Raw genomic sequence first — 14,010 nt, 5'->3', positions numbered from 1 at the left:
CATCACGCGATCGGCTCATCCAGGCATCATGCGGTCTCGGCGAGCCGGCGCGCCTGGCAGTCCGGGCACAAACCCCAGAACGTCACCTCGGCCTCGTCGAGGCTGAAGCCGTGGTTGTCGCTCGGCGTCAGGCATGGACGCTCGCCGACCGCGCAGTCGACGTCGGCGATCGCGCCGCAACCGCGGCAGACGATGTGGTGATGGTTGTCGCCGGCCCGCGCCTCGTAGCGGGCCGGGCTGCCGGCCGGCTCGATCCGCCGGGCCAGGCCGGCCCGGGACAGAGCGCCCAGCACGTCGTAGACCGCCTGGGTGGAGACCGAGTCGAGCCGGGTGCGCACCTGCCTGGCGATGTCGTCCACCTCGAGGTGGCCGCCGCCGGTCAACACCTCGAGCACGGCCAGCCGAGGGCGGGTGACCCGCAGGCCATGCGTGCGCAGCAGCTCTTCACCGGTGGACATTGGTCCATGACAACACGGCCGCGCGGTTTCCCCAACCTGAGAGAAGTCACAGATGTCCTGGTAACTGACTGAACCGAACACGGATTTCCGCGGTAAATGCTGCTGGGGGGATGTTTGCGTCGTCAGACATCCCTAAGCTAGCGATCACCCCGGACCCAGGAGGAAAAGTGTTCGACCAGGTCAACGGCTTACCCGTCCATGCTCTCGTGCTGCACGCCGCCGTGGTGTTCGTGCCGCTGCTCGCCCTCGGCGCGGTCGTCTACGCGCTCGCCGCGGCGTGGCGGCCACGGCTCGGGTGGGCGGTCGCGATCCTCGCGGTGGTCGCGCCGCTCTCCACGTTCGTCGCCAAGGAATCCGGTGAGAAGCTGTACGACCGGCTGGCGTCGCACGGTCTCAAGGGCAAGGGCCTGGAGATCCTCAACGATCATATGGACTACGGGTCGATGACGCTCTGGTTCGCCCTGGGTCTCGGCGTGGTGAGCCTGGTGCTGGTGGGTCTGACCTACCGGGGTGGGCGCCGGCTGCCGCTGGTGGCGAACGCGGCGTTCGCCGTGGTGATCCTCGCGCTGGCGGTGGGCAGCGGGTACTACATCTTCAAGACCGGTGACTCGGGGGCCACCGCGGTGTGGGGCAGTTACTGATCCGGGGCGTTCCGCTGCCGGGCGGTGGCGTTCCGGCAGCGGGTTCTCACAGCAGGGCGCGGCCGCAGAGCAGGCACATCAGGATCAGGGCGATGGCGCCGGCGACCAGGCCGACCCCGTACGTCACGGTCCGCGCGGCACCCTCCGCCTCGTCGATGGCGTCCATGTCCTGAGCCGGCATGGCGCGTGGCGGGGGCGGCGTGGCGATGGTCGGCGGCCGCCAGTGCGGGGGCGGCGGGTCGGCGCGCGGCGGGCCCGGATAGTCCGGTTCCGCGGGCGTGGCCGGCCGTTGCTGAGGCGGCCCGCTGAGCGAGGGGGCGCCCGGATCGGGCCGCTGCCAGAACGCGTCGTCGTCGGGGGAACTCACGTTCACCGACGGTACAGCCGGAGGGGGACGACGGCCGAAGCGATGTCGGCTTACCCTTCTAGACGTGGACATCCTGGACGGCCCCGAGCGGGACGGTGACGCCGAGCGGGTGGTGGACTTCGAGTCGGAGGAGGCTCCGCTGCTGCCCGACCAGACTCGGGACGACACCGAGCGTGGCTGGGGCGAGCGTGACTACTCCAACGACGATCGCCTGCTCGACGATCGTCCGCCGCACTGGGATTGATTTTCGACCCCGTGGCGGTACGTCGACGGGTCCTGACGCCCTCCTCCCCGGCGACCGCCGGGGAGGTGCGGATCCGGCTGTCCGGATTCCTCCGCGGTGGCGCTGAGCCGGTCCTTCGACGGTGGCGCTGAGCCGGTCCTTCGACGGTGGCGCTGAGCCGGTCCTTCGACGGTGGCGCTGAGCCGGTCCTTCGACGGCGGCGGTCAGCCGGGCCGGATCAGGATGGCGAAGCCGCTGCCCGGTGGAGTGAGCGCCCGCTGCGCCTGAGCCGGGCCGAGCGCCAGCAGGAGACCGCCGCTTGCCGGGTCATCGGCGCCGGTCACGTCGAGGACCAAGGCGGCGCTGGCGATCGGGGTGCCGTCCGCCCGGTCACCCAGGCGGATGAGGTCGACCCGGTTGCCGGGGTGAACCAGGGCCAGGGCGGTCGGGTCGGCCAGTCGCACCGGTACGCCGACGGTGCCGTCCGGGATCGGTGGCCTGCCTTGCGGGGCCGGGGAGGCGGAGGGGCGGACCGGAGCTCGGGGGCTGCTCGATCGTTTCGCCGGTGCCGGGCCCGCGGTCGTGCAGGACGTCCCCGGGGAACGCGACCAGACCAGGACCGCTGCCGCTGCCGTGGCGAGCAATGCGGTGATCACGGTGAGTCGCAGCAGGGAGCCACGGCCCGGCGCACGCCAGCGCACCGGATCCAGACGTTCCCGGGATCTGCCCATCGTCGTGCCCTCCGTCACCGGTCGCGGGTGTTCCGGCGGGCGACGCTAGGCGATTTCCGGCCCGGCTGCCGCCAGGCCTGTGGACAACCCCGCACTGTGGACGACCGGAGAAATGTCGGTGGGCCGGTTTAGTGTGGGGCCGCGGCAGGAGGAGGCGGGCCTGACGCGGTGTCGCTTGACAACTGGAGAGCGTTCGGAAGGCCGCGCGGATGACCGGCGGCGGCGCACATGGCGAAGGGCGCGCCGGGTGGCACGCCCTTCGGATGGTTCGGTGGATCAGGAGGCGGCGGCGGCCTTCGCGCCGGACGAGGAGCTGGTGGTCGACGAGGATGTCGACGGGGCGCTGCTCGTGGTCGTGGTGGCCGGCGCGGCGGCGGTCGAGGTGCTCTCCGACTTGGTGGAGGTGTCCTTCGCGGTGTCGCCGGAGCCGCCCGACTTCTCGGCGCTGACGCTGCCCGACCGGGAGTCGTTGCGGTAGAAGCCGGAGCCCTTGAAGACGATGCCGACCGAGTTGAACACCTTACGGAGCTTGCCGTGGCAGTTCGGGCATTCGGTCAGCGCCGGGTCGGAGAACGACTGAACGGCTTCGAGCTGCTCACCGCACTCGGTGCAGGCGTACTGGTAGGTAGGCACGGCTCCTCCGGATCTGTCGGCTGCTGGCACTCGCCAACTCCGAGTGCCAATGTTGCGGCATCGGAGGTCAATTCGTCCACTCCGGGCCGGGTCTGAGGCCCGGCGCGCCGCCGGATGTGACGAAGTAGGCGACCCGACGGCTCGGACGCCCCGCTCAGCGGCGGGCGCCAGCGGCCCGGACCTCTCAGGCCGGGCAGGCGATGAAGCCGGCGGACGGGGTGAGCACGCCGTGGACCGGGCGGTCGTGGGGCTCGGACGGGACCCGGTCGAGGATTTCGCCGTCGTGGAGCAGAGCCACCACCAGCGGGCCCGGGGAGGGCAGGCGGGACAGCGCGCGGTCGTAGGAGCCACCCCCGCGACCCATGCGAATGCCGTCGCGGCCCACGGCGAGGGCCGGAACGAGGATGAGGTCGGCCGAGGTGAGCGCGGTGACGCCCAGGCGTGGGCCGGTGGGCTCGTGCAGGCCGCGCGAGGCGGGGGTTAGGGAGCCGGTGTACTCCGCCCAGTCGAGATCGTTGTCGGGCAGCAGGACGGGCAGGAGCAGGCGGCCGCCGGGCGGGAGGGCGGCCCGCAGCAGGTCGGGCAGGGTGGGGCCGCCGGGCTCCGGGCCCGACGGGACATACGCGGCGATGGTTCGGGGGGTGGCGCGCCGTACCAGGGCAAGAATGTGATCGTGAAGTTGGGTGGCGGCGACGGCTCGGTCGGCGGCCGATCGTGATCGACGTGCGGTGAGTAGTTGTGTGCGCAGAGTGATCTTGTCAAAGGGTGATTTTTCCGCAGGACCGGCTAAATCCGACATGCAACACCCCCTTTTGGAAACCGGCAAACGGCGCACACTATGTCAGCATCGCTCCAAAGAGGGCCACTCCCGGGAGGATGTGTGACATTACGTGGCCGGCTCACCAGCGCCTTCCTGGTGGTCGTGCTCGGTCCGGTCCTGCTCGGGTCCATCTTCGTCGCGCTCACCGTCTCCGCGGTCGGCCGGGAGCGGACGAACGAGCGCCTCGACCATGCCGTGACGACCGTCCGGGCCGCTGTCGGGGCGATCTGCGGGCAGCTTCAGGCGGCCGCCGACGCGGTGGCGGTGGTGCCGGCGGAGTCCCGGTCCACGGTCGCCGACCAGCTGATCGATCGCGGTCTGGCCGGGGACATCCGCGTCGATGACACGCGCCCGGCGGCCTCGGGGACGGGTGACCCGACGGGCGTCGAGGGGCCGGGCGGTCCGAGCGCGACGGCCCGGGGTGCGGGTGGCCCGATCGGGTTGGCCCGGCGCTCCGGGGTGGCGGCGGCACCGGAAGCCGCGGCGCCGCCGGTGGTGATCGCTCAGGACGGCGCCGGGCTCGCGAATCCGGTCGGGTGGCAGGACTGCGCCGCGCCGCGCGGCGGGACGATCACCGCGCTGGCCGCATCGGCCCGGGCCGGGGAGATCACCGTGGTCGCCGCCCAGCGGGTCGACGCCGAGCTGCTGCGCCGGTTGGGGGAGAGCGCGGGAGTCACCGTCGCTCTCAAGCTTCCGGAGACCGATTCCCGGCAGAGTGACGGCGAGCTCCCGGCGAGTGGTGATCCGCAGGCTGGACCGACCAACGGGAGTGGTGATCCGCAGGCGGGGCTGCCGGCCGGGGGCAGCCCGGGTGCCGCAGCGGGAAGGACGGGCGACTCCGGGCAGCCCGGAGCCGGGACGACCGGGACGGTGGGGGAGGCCGCGAGCCGGCGGGTGGAGCCGGCGGCGGGTCAGCCGCTGCCCCTTCTGCTCAGTGCCCCGGTGGGGCGCAGTGGCTTCCGGTATGCCGTTCTGCCGCTGATCGTGTTGGTCACGGCGGTGCTGGCGGTGATCGCCGCGCGGTGGCTGGCGCGGTCGACGACGCGGCCGCTCGGCGAGCTCGCGTGGGCCGCGGATCGGGTGGCCAACGGGGACCTGGACACCCGGGTGCCGATCCCGCGGCCGGATGAGTTGGGGCGGCTGGCGGGGACGTTCAACCGGATGACCCGGGAGCTGCAGTCCTACGTGCAGGCGCTGACCGCGAGCCGGGACCAGCTGCGGCGGCACCTGGCGATCCTCGGGGACACCCTGTCCAGCACCCATGATCTGGACCGGATCCTGCCGGTGATCCTGCGTACGGCGATGACCACCACCGGAGCCCGGGCCGGACTGGTGCTGCTGGTGGATCCGGCGGACGGGTCGCTGACGGCCCGCTGCGGCGCCGGGCTGACCGGGGACTGGGATCTGCCGCCGGCGGAACTGGTGAAGCGGCGGCTGGCCCCGGCACGGGGGGTGCTGGGCGTGGTGGCCGCCTCCGGCGTCGCCCTGCGAGGGGCCTCCGGGGGCCCGAGCCGGGCCGCGGACGCCGCGGACGCACCGTCGGGTGGCGCGTCTCACGTGGCCGGGGGAGTCGTTCCGGACGGGCCGGTGGCGGTGGTCGCCGAGGAGCCGGTGTGCGAGTCGTACCTCGCGGTGCCCATCTGTGCGCCACCGGTGGGTGACATGTTGCTGGACGAGGCGGAGGCCGGGCCGGGGACGCTGGGCGTGCTGGCCCTCTATGACCGGCTGGGGAGTTCCTCCTTCGACGATGCGGACCTGCGGACTCTCCGGACCTTCGCCGGGCAGGCCGGGGTGGCGGTGCGCAACGTGCGGGTGCACGAGGAGGCGCAGCGGCTGTCGCTGACCGATCCGCTGACCGGGCTGTGGAACTACCGCTACCTGCGCGAGGTGCTGCGGCGTGAGGTGGAGCGGGCCAGCCGGTTCGGGCGGATGCTCACCGTGCTGGCGCTCGACCTCGACCACTTCAAGGAGGTGAACGACACGTACGGGCATCCGGCGGGTGATCAGGTGCTGGGTGAGTTCGCGCGGCGGATCCGGATGGGGTTGCGCGAGGTGGACGTGGCGTTCCGGCAGGGCGGGGAGGAGTTCGTGGTGCTGCTGCCGGAGACCGACGCGTACGGCGGAGTGATCGTGGCGGAGCGGCTCGGCGCCCTGGTCCGGGACCGGCCGGTCGTGGTCGACCCACGGCGTCCGGGGCAGGCCGACCGGATCCCGATCAGCGTGTCCATCGGCATCGCGGTCTTCCCGGAGCATGCGGACACCGCCCAGGGCGTGCTCGATGCGGCGGACGAGGCGCTGTACGCGGCGAAGAACGCGGGGCGCGACACGTATCGTCTCGCGGAGAGCGTTTCGTCCCGAACGGTCGAGGGGAATTTCGCTCCCGCCCCCGCCGGGAGCGGGCCGCAACCGCCGCGGCACGGTTCCGGCCGATAGTCTCGCTGCATGCTTGCGAGCGAACGTGCGGTGCGGGCGTGTGAAAGTGCATAGCGAGCGAACCCAGCCGGGCAAGATCCAGCGAAGGTGCGGTGACTGATGACGACGAACGCGCAAGGGTCGGGCAAGCGCGCGGTGAAAGCAGTGATTCCGGCGGCCGGCCTAGCCACGCGTTTCCTGCCTGCCACCAAAGCCGTTCCGAAAGAGCTGCTGCCGGTCGTCGACCGGCCGGTCCTGCAGTACATCGTCGAGGAGGCCGCCGCGGCCGGCATCACCGACGTGCTGCTGGTGACCGGGCGTGGCAAGACCTCGATGGTCGACCACTTCGACCGTCGCCCCGACGTGGAGCAGCGGCTGGAGGAGAAGGGCGACACCGAGCGGCTCGCCGCCGTCCGGCGCACCAGTGAGCTGGCCGACATCTACACCTGCCGACAGGGGGAGCCGCTCGGCCTCGGCCATGCCGTCGGGACCGCCGCCTCGCACGTCGGGGACAACCCGTTCGCGGTGCTGCTCGGGGACGAGTTCGTCGAGGAGGGCAGCCCGCTGCTGCCCGACATGCTCGACCTGCAGGCCCGCACCGGCGGCATCGTGCTCGCCTTCATCGAGGTCACCCCGGAGGAGACGTCGCGCTACGGGATCGCCTCGGTGCGGGAGTCCGACCTGGGCGAGGGCGTGGTCGAGGTGACCGGCCTGGTGGAGAAGCCGTCGCCGGAGGAGGCGCCGAGCAACCTTGCCGTGGTGGGGCGGTACGTGCTGCCTGGCAGGATCTTCGAGACGATCGCCGGCACCAAGCCGGGCAGCGGGGGCGAGATCCAGCTGACCGACGCGATGGCGACGCTGCTGGCCGAGGGCACCCCGGTGCACGGCATCGTCTACCGCGGTGTCCGGTACGACACCGGCCAGCCGCTGGGCTACCTGCAGACCGTCGTCCAGCTCGCGGCTCAGCGTCCCGACCTGGGTGCCGAGTTCCGGGCCTGGCTCACCGACTTCGTCGGTGGTCAGAAGGGATGACCGCTACGGCCGATGCCGAGGCGGCCGCCAACGAGCTGATGCCTCTCGCCGAGTACCTGGGCAGCGTGCTGCGCAGGTTGCGGACGCTGCCTCCGCTCGACCTCGACCTCACCCAGGCGCACGGGAACGTGCTCGCGGCCGACGTGATCGCGCCGCACCCGTTCCCGGCGTTCGACCAGGCCGCGATCGACGGATACGCGGCCCGCTGGGAGGACCTGGCCGGCGCCGGGCGCCTCGGCGCGCACCCGGCGTTCGGGCAGCCCGAGCACCCGGCCCGCGGCGTCCGGCTGAACGTGGTCGGCGACCTGGGAGCGGCCAGCTGGCGTCCGGTCCGGCTGACCGCGGGCACCTGCTTCTCGGTGGCGGCCGGGGCGCCGCTGCCGATCGGGGCCGACGTGGTCGTTCCGGTGCACTGGACCGACCAGGGCATGGCCGCGGTGGAGATCCTGCACGCCCCGAAACGCGGCTCCGGGGTGCGCCGGGCCGGTGAGGAACTGGCCGTCGGTCAGGTGCTGGCCGCCGCCGGGGCGTACGTCACCCCCCCGATGGTGGCCACCTTCGCCGCCGCCGGCATCGGGCACGTGCTGGTCCGGCCCAGCCCGCGGGTGGTGGTCGTGGCCACCGGCGACGAGTTGGTCGACGTGGGCCGGCCCAGCCAGCCGGGGCAGGTGGTCGACGCGAACTCGCACGCGCTGACCGCGGCCGCGGTGGAGGCGGGCGCGCTGGCCTACCGGATCGGCATCTGCGACGACGACCCGGAGGGGCTGCGCGGGCTGCTCGAGGACCAGACCCTGCGGGCCGACCTGATCATCACGACCGGGGGCACCGGTACCGGGCCCGGCGACATGCTGCGCCGGGTGCTGTCCCGGCCCGGCACCGGCCGTGGCGTGGTCGAGTTCACCGACGTCGCGCTCTGCCCGGGGACCGCGCTCGGCTTCGGCACGGTCGGCGGCGAGGAGGTCCCGGTGGTGTGCCTGCCGGGCGAGCCGGGCGCCGCGCTGATCGGGTTCGAGGTGCTTGCCCGGCCGGCGATTCAGCTGCTCGCCGGTGCCGAGCCGGTGTTCCGGCCGAGCGTCAAGGCGCACCTGCTGGAGACCGTCTCGTCACCCGGTGGGCTGCGCGAGTTCCGCCCGGCGCACGTCGCGGAACGACGGGGTGGTGGTTACACCGTGCAGCCGCTCGCCGGAGGGCCGTACACTCTGTCCGGTTTGGCCGAGGCCAACGGACTGCTGGTGCTCGGCGAGCGGGTCACCACGGCGGCGGCCGGCTCGACCGTGGACGTGTTGCTGCTCGACCGGAGGCGATGAATGCTCGGGGCGACCCCCGGCTGGCCCGCTGTGCTGGCGGACGGGCCGGTGTTGCTGCGGCCGTACCAGCGCTCTGACGCACGGGCCTGGTCCGAGGTGCGGATCGCCAACCAGACCTGGCTGGCACCCTGGGAGTCGGCGCCGCCCGGACCGTGGGCGGAGATGAACTCGACCCGGGCGTACGCGTACGTGTACCGCGACATGCGCCGCGCCGCCCGCCGCGGGGACAGCATGCCGTTCGCCGTCTGCCTGCTCGAGGGCGGCCGGGAACGCCTGGTCGGGCACGTCAACCTGGGCAGCATCGTGCGGCGGGCGTTCGCCTCGGCGTACGCGGGCTACTGGGTCGACCACCGGGTGGCCGGGCGCGGCGTGATCCCGACCGCGCTGGCGCTCGCCGTCGACCACGCGTTCGGTCCGGGCGGGCTGCACCGCATCGAGGTCAACATCCGCCCGGAGAACGGGCCGAGCCGCCGCGTCGTGGAGAAGCTGGGCTTCCGCGAGGAGGCGTACCACCAGCGCTACATGCACATCGACGGCGGCTGGCGGGATCATCTGGGGTATGCGATGACCAGCGAGGAGGTGGCCGCCGAGGGCGGCCTGCTGTCCCGCTGGAAACGAGTTCGCAGCAGTAAGTGATCTTGAGGGCGCGAGTGCCGTCGGCGCGGCGCGCGAAATATCACGGCTACCGCCCGTAACCTCGCATTCGTCGTGTCATTTGTCGTGTGATTGTCGTGGCGGAACGAAAGGGGTGAGGGTGCCGACCTCGGTGCTCCTCGCCGTCCTCGCCGCGGCCGGGCTGCTCGCCCTCGCCCCGGCGCTGGTTCGCCGGTACGACGCCACCGAGCGCCTCGCCGCGGAACGGGCGTCGTCGACGGCGCGGGTGCTCCAACGCCAGCGCCGGCGTCGCACCGTGCCCGGACGCCGACCGATCAACCCCGGGCGCCGGGTTACGGTTACGCTGCCCGCCCCATCGGGTGAAAAACCGCCGGCACCCCCGCGCCGCCTGCGCCTGGTCACCGGCCGGCGCCCGCAGCGCCGCGCGCCGCACCGCCGCGGCGCCCCCGCGGTCGTCCGCCGGCGCCGGGTCTTCGCCGCGCTGATCCTGCTCAACGCCATCGAGCTGGTCGGCGTGCTCGCGGTCGGGCCGGGTTTCTGGATCAGCTTCGCGGTGACCGGTGCTCTGCTCGGCCTCTACCTGGTCCACCTGCGCAACCGTGCCGTGGTCGACCGGCGCCGCCGGCGCGTGCAGGCCCGTGAGGCGGCCTGGGTGGCCGCCCGGCAGGCCGAGGTGCGCCGCGAACAGGCTCGCCGGGCCGCCGCCCGCCGCGAGGCGCAGCGCCGCCTGGCCGCCCAGAAGGAGGCGGTCCGCCGCGCCGCCATGGGCCTCGACCGGGAACCCTCCGACCTGCCGGTCGCCGCGAACGGCGGCTCGGTCAGCTACCGCCGCCGCGGCGGTCTGCGCGGCCGCCCCTACGAGGCCGGCGGCCGCCACCACACCGCATGACCTGCCGGACCGTCCTACACCGCGCCGCGGGCGCGGGCGCGGCCGGAAGCGGGATCGTCGCGACCCGATCAGCCATCGGCGCTTCTTCCCGGGGGGCGGTTCGCGAAACGGCGGGGCGACCTGTTAGCCTTTCGGAGGTTCCACGGTGACGACTCACCGTGAGACTGACCAGGGGCTGTGGCGCAGACTGGTAGCGCACCTCGTTCGCATCGAGGGGGTCAGGGGTTCAAATCCCCTCAGCTCCACCATTACATCGTTCTACCTGCTGTTATTTGATCGACAAGATCATCTAGCCCAAGTTGGCATTCCAGGTCACCCGCCAACTGCCTTCCGGTTGGTTTCAGCAAACCGCTTCAACATGGTGCTGATCACGCTTCGTCTGCGATCCTGTTTCGGCCACCAGTGCACGTAGGTCTCGAGCGTCAGCTTCAAGCTGGCGTGCCGTAGGGCCTTCTGAACCTCTGTGGGCTCAACCGCCTGGTCGATGAGCGTCGTCGCGAAGAAGTGGCGTAGTGAGTGGAAAGTGCCGGCTGCGGGCCCTTCTGCGGCCTTCCGCCACTGCGTCCAAAGCTTGGCCCAGGCCTTGTCGTGGATGGGTAGGCCCTGCTCCGAGGTGAATAGCAGCGGAACCGCTCGCCGAGTTGGGGGTCGTCCTTGATCAGGAGCGCCTTCTGTGATGTCCGGAAGCTGGACGTTCACGGGCGGGTGCTTGCGGATGTGTTCCGCGATCACGATGGCGACCTGGTCGTCAAGGTCGACGTCGCCGACGGAACCAGCTTTAGGTGGCTTGAGGTAGAAGCCGACGTACACCGGTGAATGAAATTGGAGCTGCTGCCGCACCTCCGCAATCTGGAAAAGCGGGGGCACACCCGCCTCGCTGCCGGACGCGCCCTCCTGCGCCGTGGCCAGATACCCCACGTCGAGTAGGCGTGCCGCAGAACAACATGGGGGTGCGGCGACCTCCTGATCAAGGTCAATGAGGGTGGTCGACCTTCGCCGTATACATACGGCTGAACTGTTCTGGCTTACCCGGTGTATACCACCATGACCTGCTTCTGCGGGCGGCGTCGCATCGACGCTGACTCATTCCGCATGAGCGGTCTAGTTCCTGACACGGGTGGCACAGGGTGGCGGGATCAGACACCCTGTCTCTTCCTGACCGGGTGGAGGCATGACAAGACGTTCGGCCAAGGCGCAGCGGATGGGTGGCTTTGCGCTTCTGCTATGGGCCGCACCTGCAGTCATCGAGCCGCTCACGGTGGCTTTCGCGGCGTCGGGGCTCCCAGAGGTCGCTGACGCGTCGCCGTATGGGTGCACGGGGACTGTCGCAGTGGCCGTGTTGGCTTCTGTGCTGTCGACAGTCGGAGCCATCCTGGCTTGGCGGGGGATGTCGGGCGCTCTCAGGGGTGTGATGTCTGCTCTTCTGGCGGTCATTGCGGTCCTCCTGGGAGTGCTGTATTTCTCCTTCTTCTTCAGCGGTGCGATGCTGGTCGGCTTCGGCATCTTGATGCTCCACGCGACGATCTCGGTCTGCGTGCTCACCGGGGCAGTCCTCCAGGCGGCTGCCGTAGTGGAGAGAGTCGATCGGTGACGCAGCCGGAGTCCATCAAGCGCCTCTAGGAGTACACGGCGAATGTCGGCAAGCTGGCGAAAGAACTTGTCGAGCAAACTCCTGGGTGGTCGGAAGGAAGCGATGCAACCGGCCAGCCCGATACAGGTGGGAAACGCGGGGAAACGATGGCAACCGATTTGAGAACCTGCAGCTCACGAGGCCTGCGCACCTCGGAGTAGCGCACCTCGATGCGCACGAAGGGATCAGGGGTTCCAAATCCCCTCAGCTCCACCATTGATGATTCACGCAGGGCCGGTCTGATGGCCGGGCCTGGTTCGTTTCCCGGTCACTGTCCGCCCGGGATGCTGGCTATGCGGCATTGTGCAGGTGGTAGCTGGCGATTTCCTCGACGCGGGAGCGGAAGATGCCGGCGCGCTGCTCGATGGCCAGCGGATGGCTGGTCGGTTCGAGCTCGATGTACGGGGGCTGGCCGACCGGGCGGGTGTGCACCATCGTCTTGAGGTTGAGCGTGGTGGGGTCGTAGCCGGGGATGGCGTTGGCGAGCCAGCCGAAATAGGGGCGCTCCGTTTCGCGGCCCGGTTGTTCCCAGACGTCGACGGCGCGGGTGAAGTTCGGGTGGCTCAGCGAAACCCACATGCTGTAGGTGAAGACGTCGCCGGAGTCCCAGACCGGGATCTCGATGAGCCCGCGGATGAAGAACCGTTCGCCACTGATCACGCAGAGGTCGGAGTCGAGCAGGCAGCCTTCGGTGTCGGCCATGTCCGGCGACCAGGAATCCGGGGCCGGCGCGGCGAAGCTCAGCGGGGGGCCGCCGTGTGTCGAGCCGCAGGTGCCGCACGCGAACTCGTCGGTGTTCATGGGCGGGAAGCATACGGCGGTACCGGTGCGTGATCATCGGCACGCCGGGGATGTCACACCAGCCGGACGTCGGATCGCCGGGGTGCCGTGGAAAGCCGTACCGACGCCAGCGGATTCGGGCGAAAGGTGAATGTCGCTACTTTTGCGTGATACCTCTGAAGCAAGTCTCGGAGGTGACCGTAATGAAAGCACCCCTGCCCGACAACGAGATCGAGCGGCTGGCCGCGCTGTACTCGCTCGACATCCTGGACAGCCCACCGGAGAAGGATTTCGACGACATCGTCGCGCTGGCCGCCGGCGTGTGCGAGACGCCGGTCTCGATGGTCAGCCTGGTCGACGCGGACCGTCAGTGGGCGAAGGCCAAGACCGGGCCGGATCTCACCGAGACCGCCCGTGACCTGTCGTTCTGCGCGCACGCGATCCTCGGCCGGGATCTGCTGATGGTGCCGGACGCCAGCGCCGACCCGCGGTTCGCCGACATTCCGGCGGTGACCGCGCCGGACGGCATCCGGTTCTATGCCGGCGCGCCGCTGATGACCACCGACGGGTTCGCGCTCGGCACGCTCTGCGTGATGGACACCGAGCCGCGCCGGCTGGCCACCGAACAGCAGCAGGCGCTGCGCGCGCTGGCCCGGCAGGTGACCGCCCAACTGGAGTTGCGGCGGTACGCGTATGCCCTGGCCAACACCACGGCCCGGCTGCAGGAGCTGGAGCGGCGCAAGGACGATCTGGCCGGACTCGTCGGCGGGGAGCTGCGGTCGTCGCTGCGGCTGATGTCGACCTATCTGGAGAATCTGGGCGACACCGGCTACCACGACATGGAGCTGGCCGACCTGGTCGGGCGGGCGGCGGCGGCGCACTGCCGCGGCTTCCGGGAGCTGATCGACCACCTGACCCAGATGGCCGAGGCCGGTCTGGGCGGGGACAGCCTGCACATGCGGCAGGTGGATCTGACCCGGGTGACGCAGCGGGCGGTGGAGGCGGTCCGGCCGATCGCGGCCAGCAAGCACATCTGGATCCTGAACCAGGCCGGTGGGCCGTCGCTGCCGATCATCGCCGATCCGGTGCGGCTGGAGCAGGTGTTGACCCACCTGCTGTTCGCGGCGGTGAAGTACACGCCGGAGGGCGGCCGGGTGCGGGTCGGCACCGAGATGGAGTCGGGTCCGACGGTGCGCCTCGACGACATGGATCTGCCCGACGGGATGCGGCCCGACCTGTTCCCGCACCTGTACTACGGCGCGATCGCGAACCCGGCGGACGTGCCCGGGCCGGACCGGGGGCTGGCGGTGGCCAAGCGGATCCTGGACGCTCACCACGCGACGGTGGCGCTCTCCGACCGGCCGGGTGACGGGACGTCGCTGCACGTGGTGTTCCCGTACGCGGACCTGACCCCGGACGAGCTGATCCGCGACCTGGCCGTGGCCTGACCGGAAGATCGAGAAACCCGCGTC

General features: G+C 71.1%; 16 protein-coding genes and 1 tRNA gene. 10 read left to right on the top strand and 7 right to left on the bottom strand.

The features are described from left to right. Positions 1-26 precede the first annotated feature (26 nt). On the bottom strand, positions 27-458 hold the full coding sequence (locus ACSP50_RS38565) for a Fur family transcriptional regulator (protein WP_014694758.1): 432 nt from the start codon (positions 456-458) through the stop codon (positions 27-29). Between the two features lie 167 nt (positions 459-625). On the opposite strand from ACSP50_RS38565, the gene ACSP50_RS38560 reads away from it, so the two are divergent. After that, complete coding sequence (locus ACSP50_RS38560; RefSeq protein WP_014694757.1) at positions 626-1,099, top strand: DUF2231 domain-containing protein; 474 nt, start codon at positions 626-628, stop codon at positions 1,097-1,099. Positions 1,100-1,145: 46 nt separating this feature from the next. Here the strand turns inward: ACSP50_RS38560 and ACSP50_RS38555 are convergent, their stop codons facing one another. Beyond that, the gene (locus ACSP50_RS38555) at positions 1,146-1,466 is read right to left on the bottom strand and encodes a translation initiation factor 2 (protein WP_231956803.1); all 321 of its coding nucleotides are present in this window, start codon (positions 1,464-1,466) and stop codon (positions 1,146-1,148) included. 64 nt (positions 1,467-1,530) lie between these two features. On the opposite strand from ACSP50_RS38555, the gene ACSP50_RS38550 reads away from it, so the two are divergent. Next, complete coding sequence (locus tag ACSP50_RS38550; RefSeq protein ID WP_014694755.1) at positions 1,531-1,710, top strand: hypothetical protein; 180 nt, start codon at positions 1,531-1,533, stop codon at positions 1,708-1,710. Between the two features lie 203 nt (positions 1,711-1,913). On the opposite strand, the gene ACSP50_RS38545 is transcribed toward ACSP50_RS38550, so the two are convergent. The 3 genes from ACSP50_RS38545 to ACSP50_RS38535 all read right to left on the bottom strand — a co-directional run bounded on the left by ACSP50_RS38545 (position 1,914) and on the right by ACSP50_RS38535 (position 3,852). Then, positions 1,914-2,420, bottom strand: coding sequence for a hypothetical protein (locus ACSP50_RS38545; RefSeq protein WP_014694754.1), 507 nt, complete (start codon positions 2,418-2,420; stop codon positions 1,914-1,916). A gap of 276 nt (positions 2,421-2,696) precedes the next feature. Continuing rightward, positions 2,697-3,053, bottom strand: coding sequence for an FmdB family zinc ribbon protein (locus ACSP50_RS38540; protein WP_014694753.1), 357 nt, complete (start codon positions 3,051-3,053; stop codon positions 2,697-2,699). Positions 3,054-3,237: 184 nt separating this feature from the next. Beyond that, positions 3,238-3,852, bottom strand: a complete 615-nt coding sequence (locus ACSP50_RS38535; protein ID WP_014694752.1) for a 5-formyltetrahydrofolate cyclo-ligase — start codon at positions 3,850-3,852, stop codon at positions 3,238-3,240. An 81-nt stretch (positions 3,853-3,933) separates the two neighbouring features. Here ACSP50_RS38535 and ACSP50_RS38530 point away from each other — a divergent pair, with 81 nt between their 5' ends. The 6 genes from ACSP50_RS38530 (at position 3,934) to ACSP50_RS38505 (ending at position 10,376) form a co-directional block, all read left to right on the top strand. Beyond that, positions 3,934-6,306 (top strand): diguanylate cyclase, encoded by a 2,373-nt coding sequence (locus ACSP50_RS38530; protein ID WP_014694751.1) that lies wholly within the window; start codon positions 3,934-3,936, stop codon positions 6,304-6,306. Positions 6,307-6,405: 99 nt separating this feature from the next. Beyond that, positions 6,406-7,317, top strand: coding sequence for a UTP--glucose-1-phosphate uridylyltransferase (locus ACSP50_RS38525; protein ID WP_014694750.1), 912 nt, complete (start codon positions 6,406-6,408; stop codon positions 7,315-7,317). Beyond that, positions 7,314-8,624, top strand: a complete 1,311-nt coding sequence (gene glp / locus ACSP50_RS38520; RefSeq protein ID WP_014694749.1) for a gephyrin-like molybdotransferase Glp — start codon at positions 7,314-7,316, stop codon at positions 8,622-8,624. The genes ACSP50_RS38525 and glp overlap by 4 nt, the downstream gene beginning before the upstream one ends. Beyond that, positions 8,625-9,260, top strand: a complete 636-nt coding sequence (locus tag ACSP50_RS38515; protein ID WP_014694748.1) for a GNAT family N-acetyltransferase — start codon at positions 8,625-8,627, stop codon at positions 9,258-9,260. A gap of 112 nt (positions 9,261-9,372) precedes the next feature. After that, entirely contained in the window at positions 9,373-10,128 is a 756-nt protein-coding gene (locus ACSP50_RS38510; RefSeq protein ID WP_172898827.1) for a hypothetical protein, read from the top strand. A 171-nt stretch (positions 10,129-10,299) separates the two neighbouring features. Beyond that, positions 10,300-10,376: transfer RNA gene (locus ACSP50_RS38505), tRNA-Ala, on the top strand. A 64-nt stretch (positions 10,377-10,440) separates the two neighbouring features. Here the strand turns inward: ACSP50_RS38505 and ACSP50_RS38500 are convergent. After that, positions 10,441-11,046 carry a tyrosine-type recombinase/integrase gene (locus tag ACSP50_RS38500; RefSeq protein WP_014694746.1) on the bottom strand — a complete coding sequence of 202 codons (606 nt, stop codon included), beginning with the start codon at positions 11,044-11,046 and terminating at the stop codon, positions 10,441-10,443. A 253-nt stretch (positions 11,047-11,299) separates the two neighbouring features. On the opposite strand from ACSP50_RS38500, the gene ACSP50_RS38495 reads away from it, so the two are divergent. Then, the gene (locus ACSP50_RS38495; protein WP_043513027.1) at positions 11,300-11,719 is read left to right on the top strand and encodes a hypothetical protein; all 420 of its coding nucleotides are present in this window, start codon (positions 11,300-11,302) and stop codon (positions 11,717-11,719) included. A gap of 330 nt (positions 11,720-12,049) precedes the next feature. Here ACSP50_RS38495 and ACSP50_RS38490 read toward each other — a convergent pair whose 3' ends face one another. After that, the gene (locus ACSP50_RS38490; RefSeq protein ID WP_014694744.1) at positions 12,050-12,559 is read right to left on the bottom strand and encodes a DUF2199 domain-containing protein; all 510 of its coding nucleotides are present in this window, start codon (positions 12,557-12,559) and stop codon (positions 12,050-12,052) included. A gap of 182 nt (positions 12,560-12,741) precedes the next feature. Here ACSP50_RS38490 and ACSP50_RS38485 point away from each other — a divergent pair, with 182 nt between their 5' ends. Next, complete coding sequence (locus ACSP50_RS38485; RefSeq protein ID WP_014694743.1) at positions 12,742-13,986, top strand: GAF domain-containing sensor histidine kinase; 1,245 nt, start codon at positions 12,742-12,744, stop codon at positions 13,984-13,986. Positions 13,987-14,010 lie beyond the last annotated feature (24 nt).

Origin of the sequence: Actinoplanes sp. SE50/110 (assembly GCF_900119315.1) — a bacterium.
GTDB lineage: Bacteria > Actinomycetota > Actinomycetes > Mycobacteriales > Micromonosporaceae > Actinoplanes.
The sequence above is the reverse complement of the archived record's forward strand: the minus strand, read 5'-3'. Positions and strand labels throughout refer to the sequence as shown.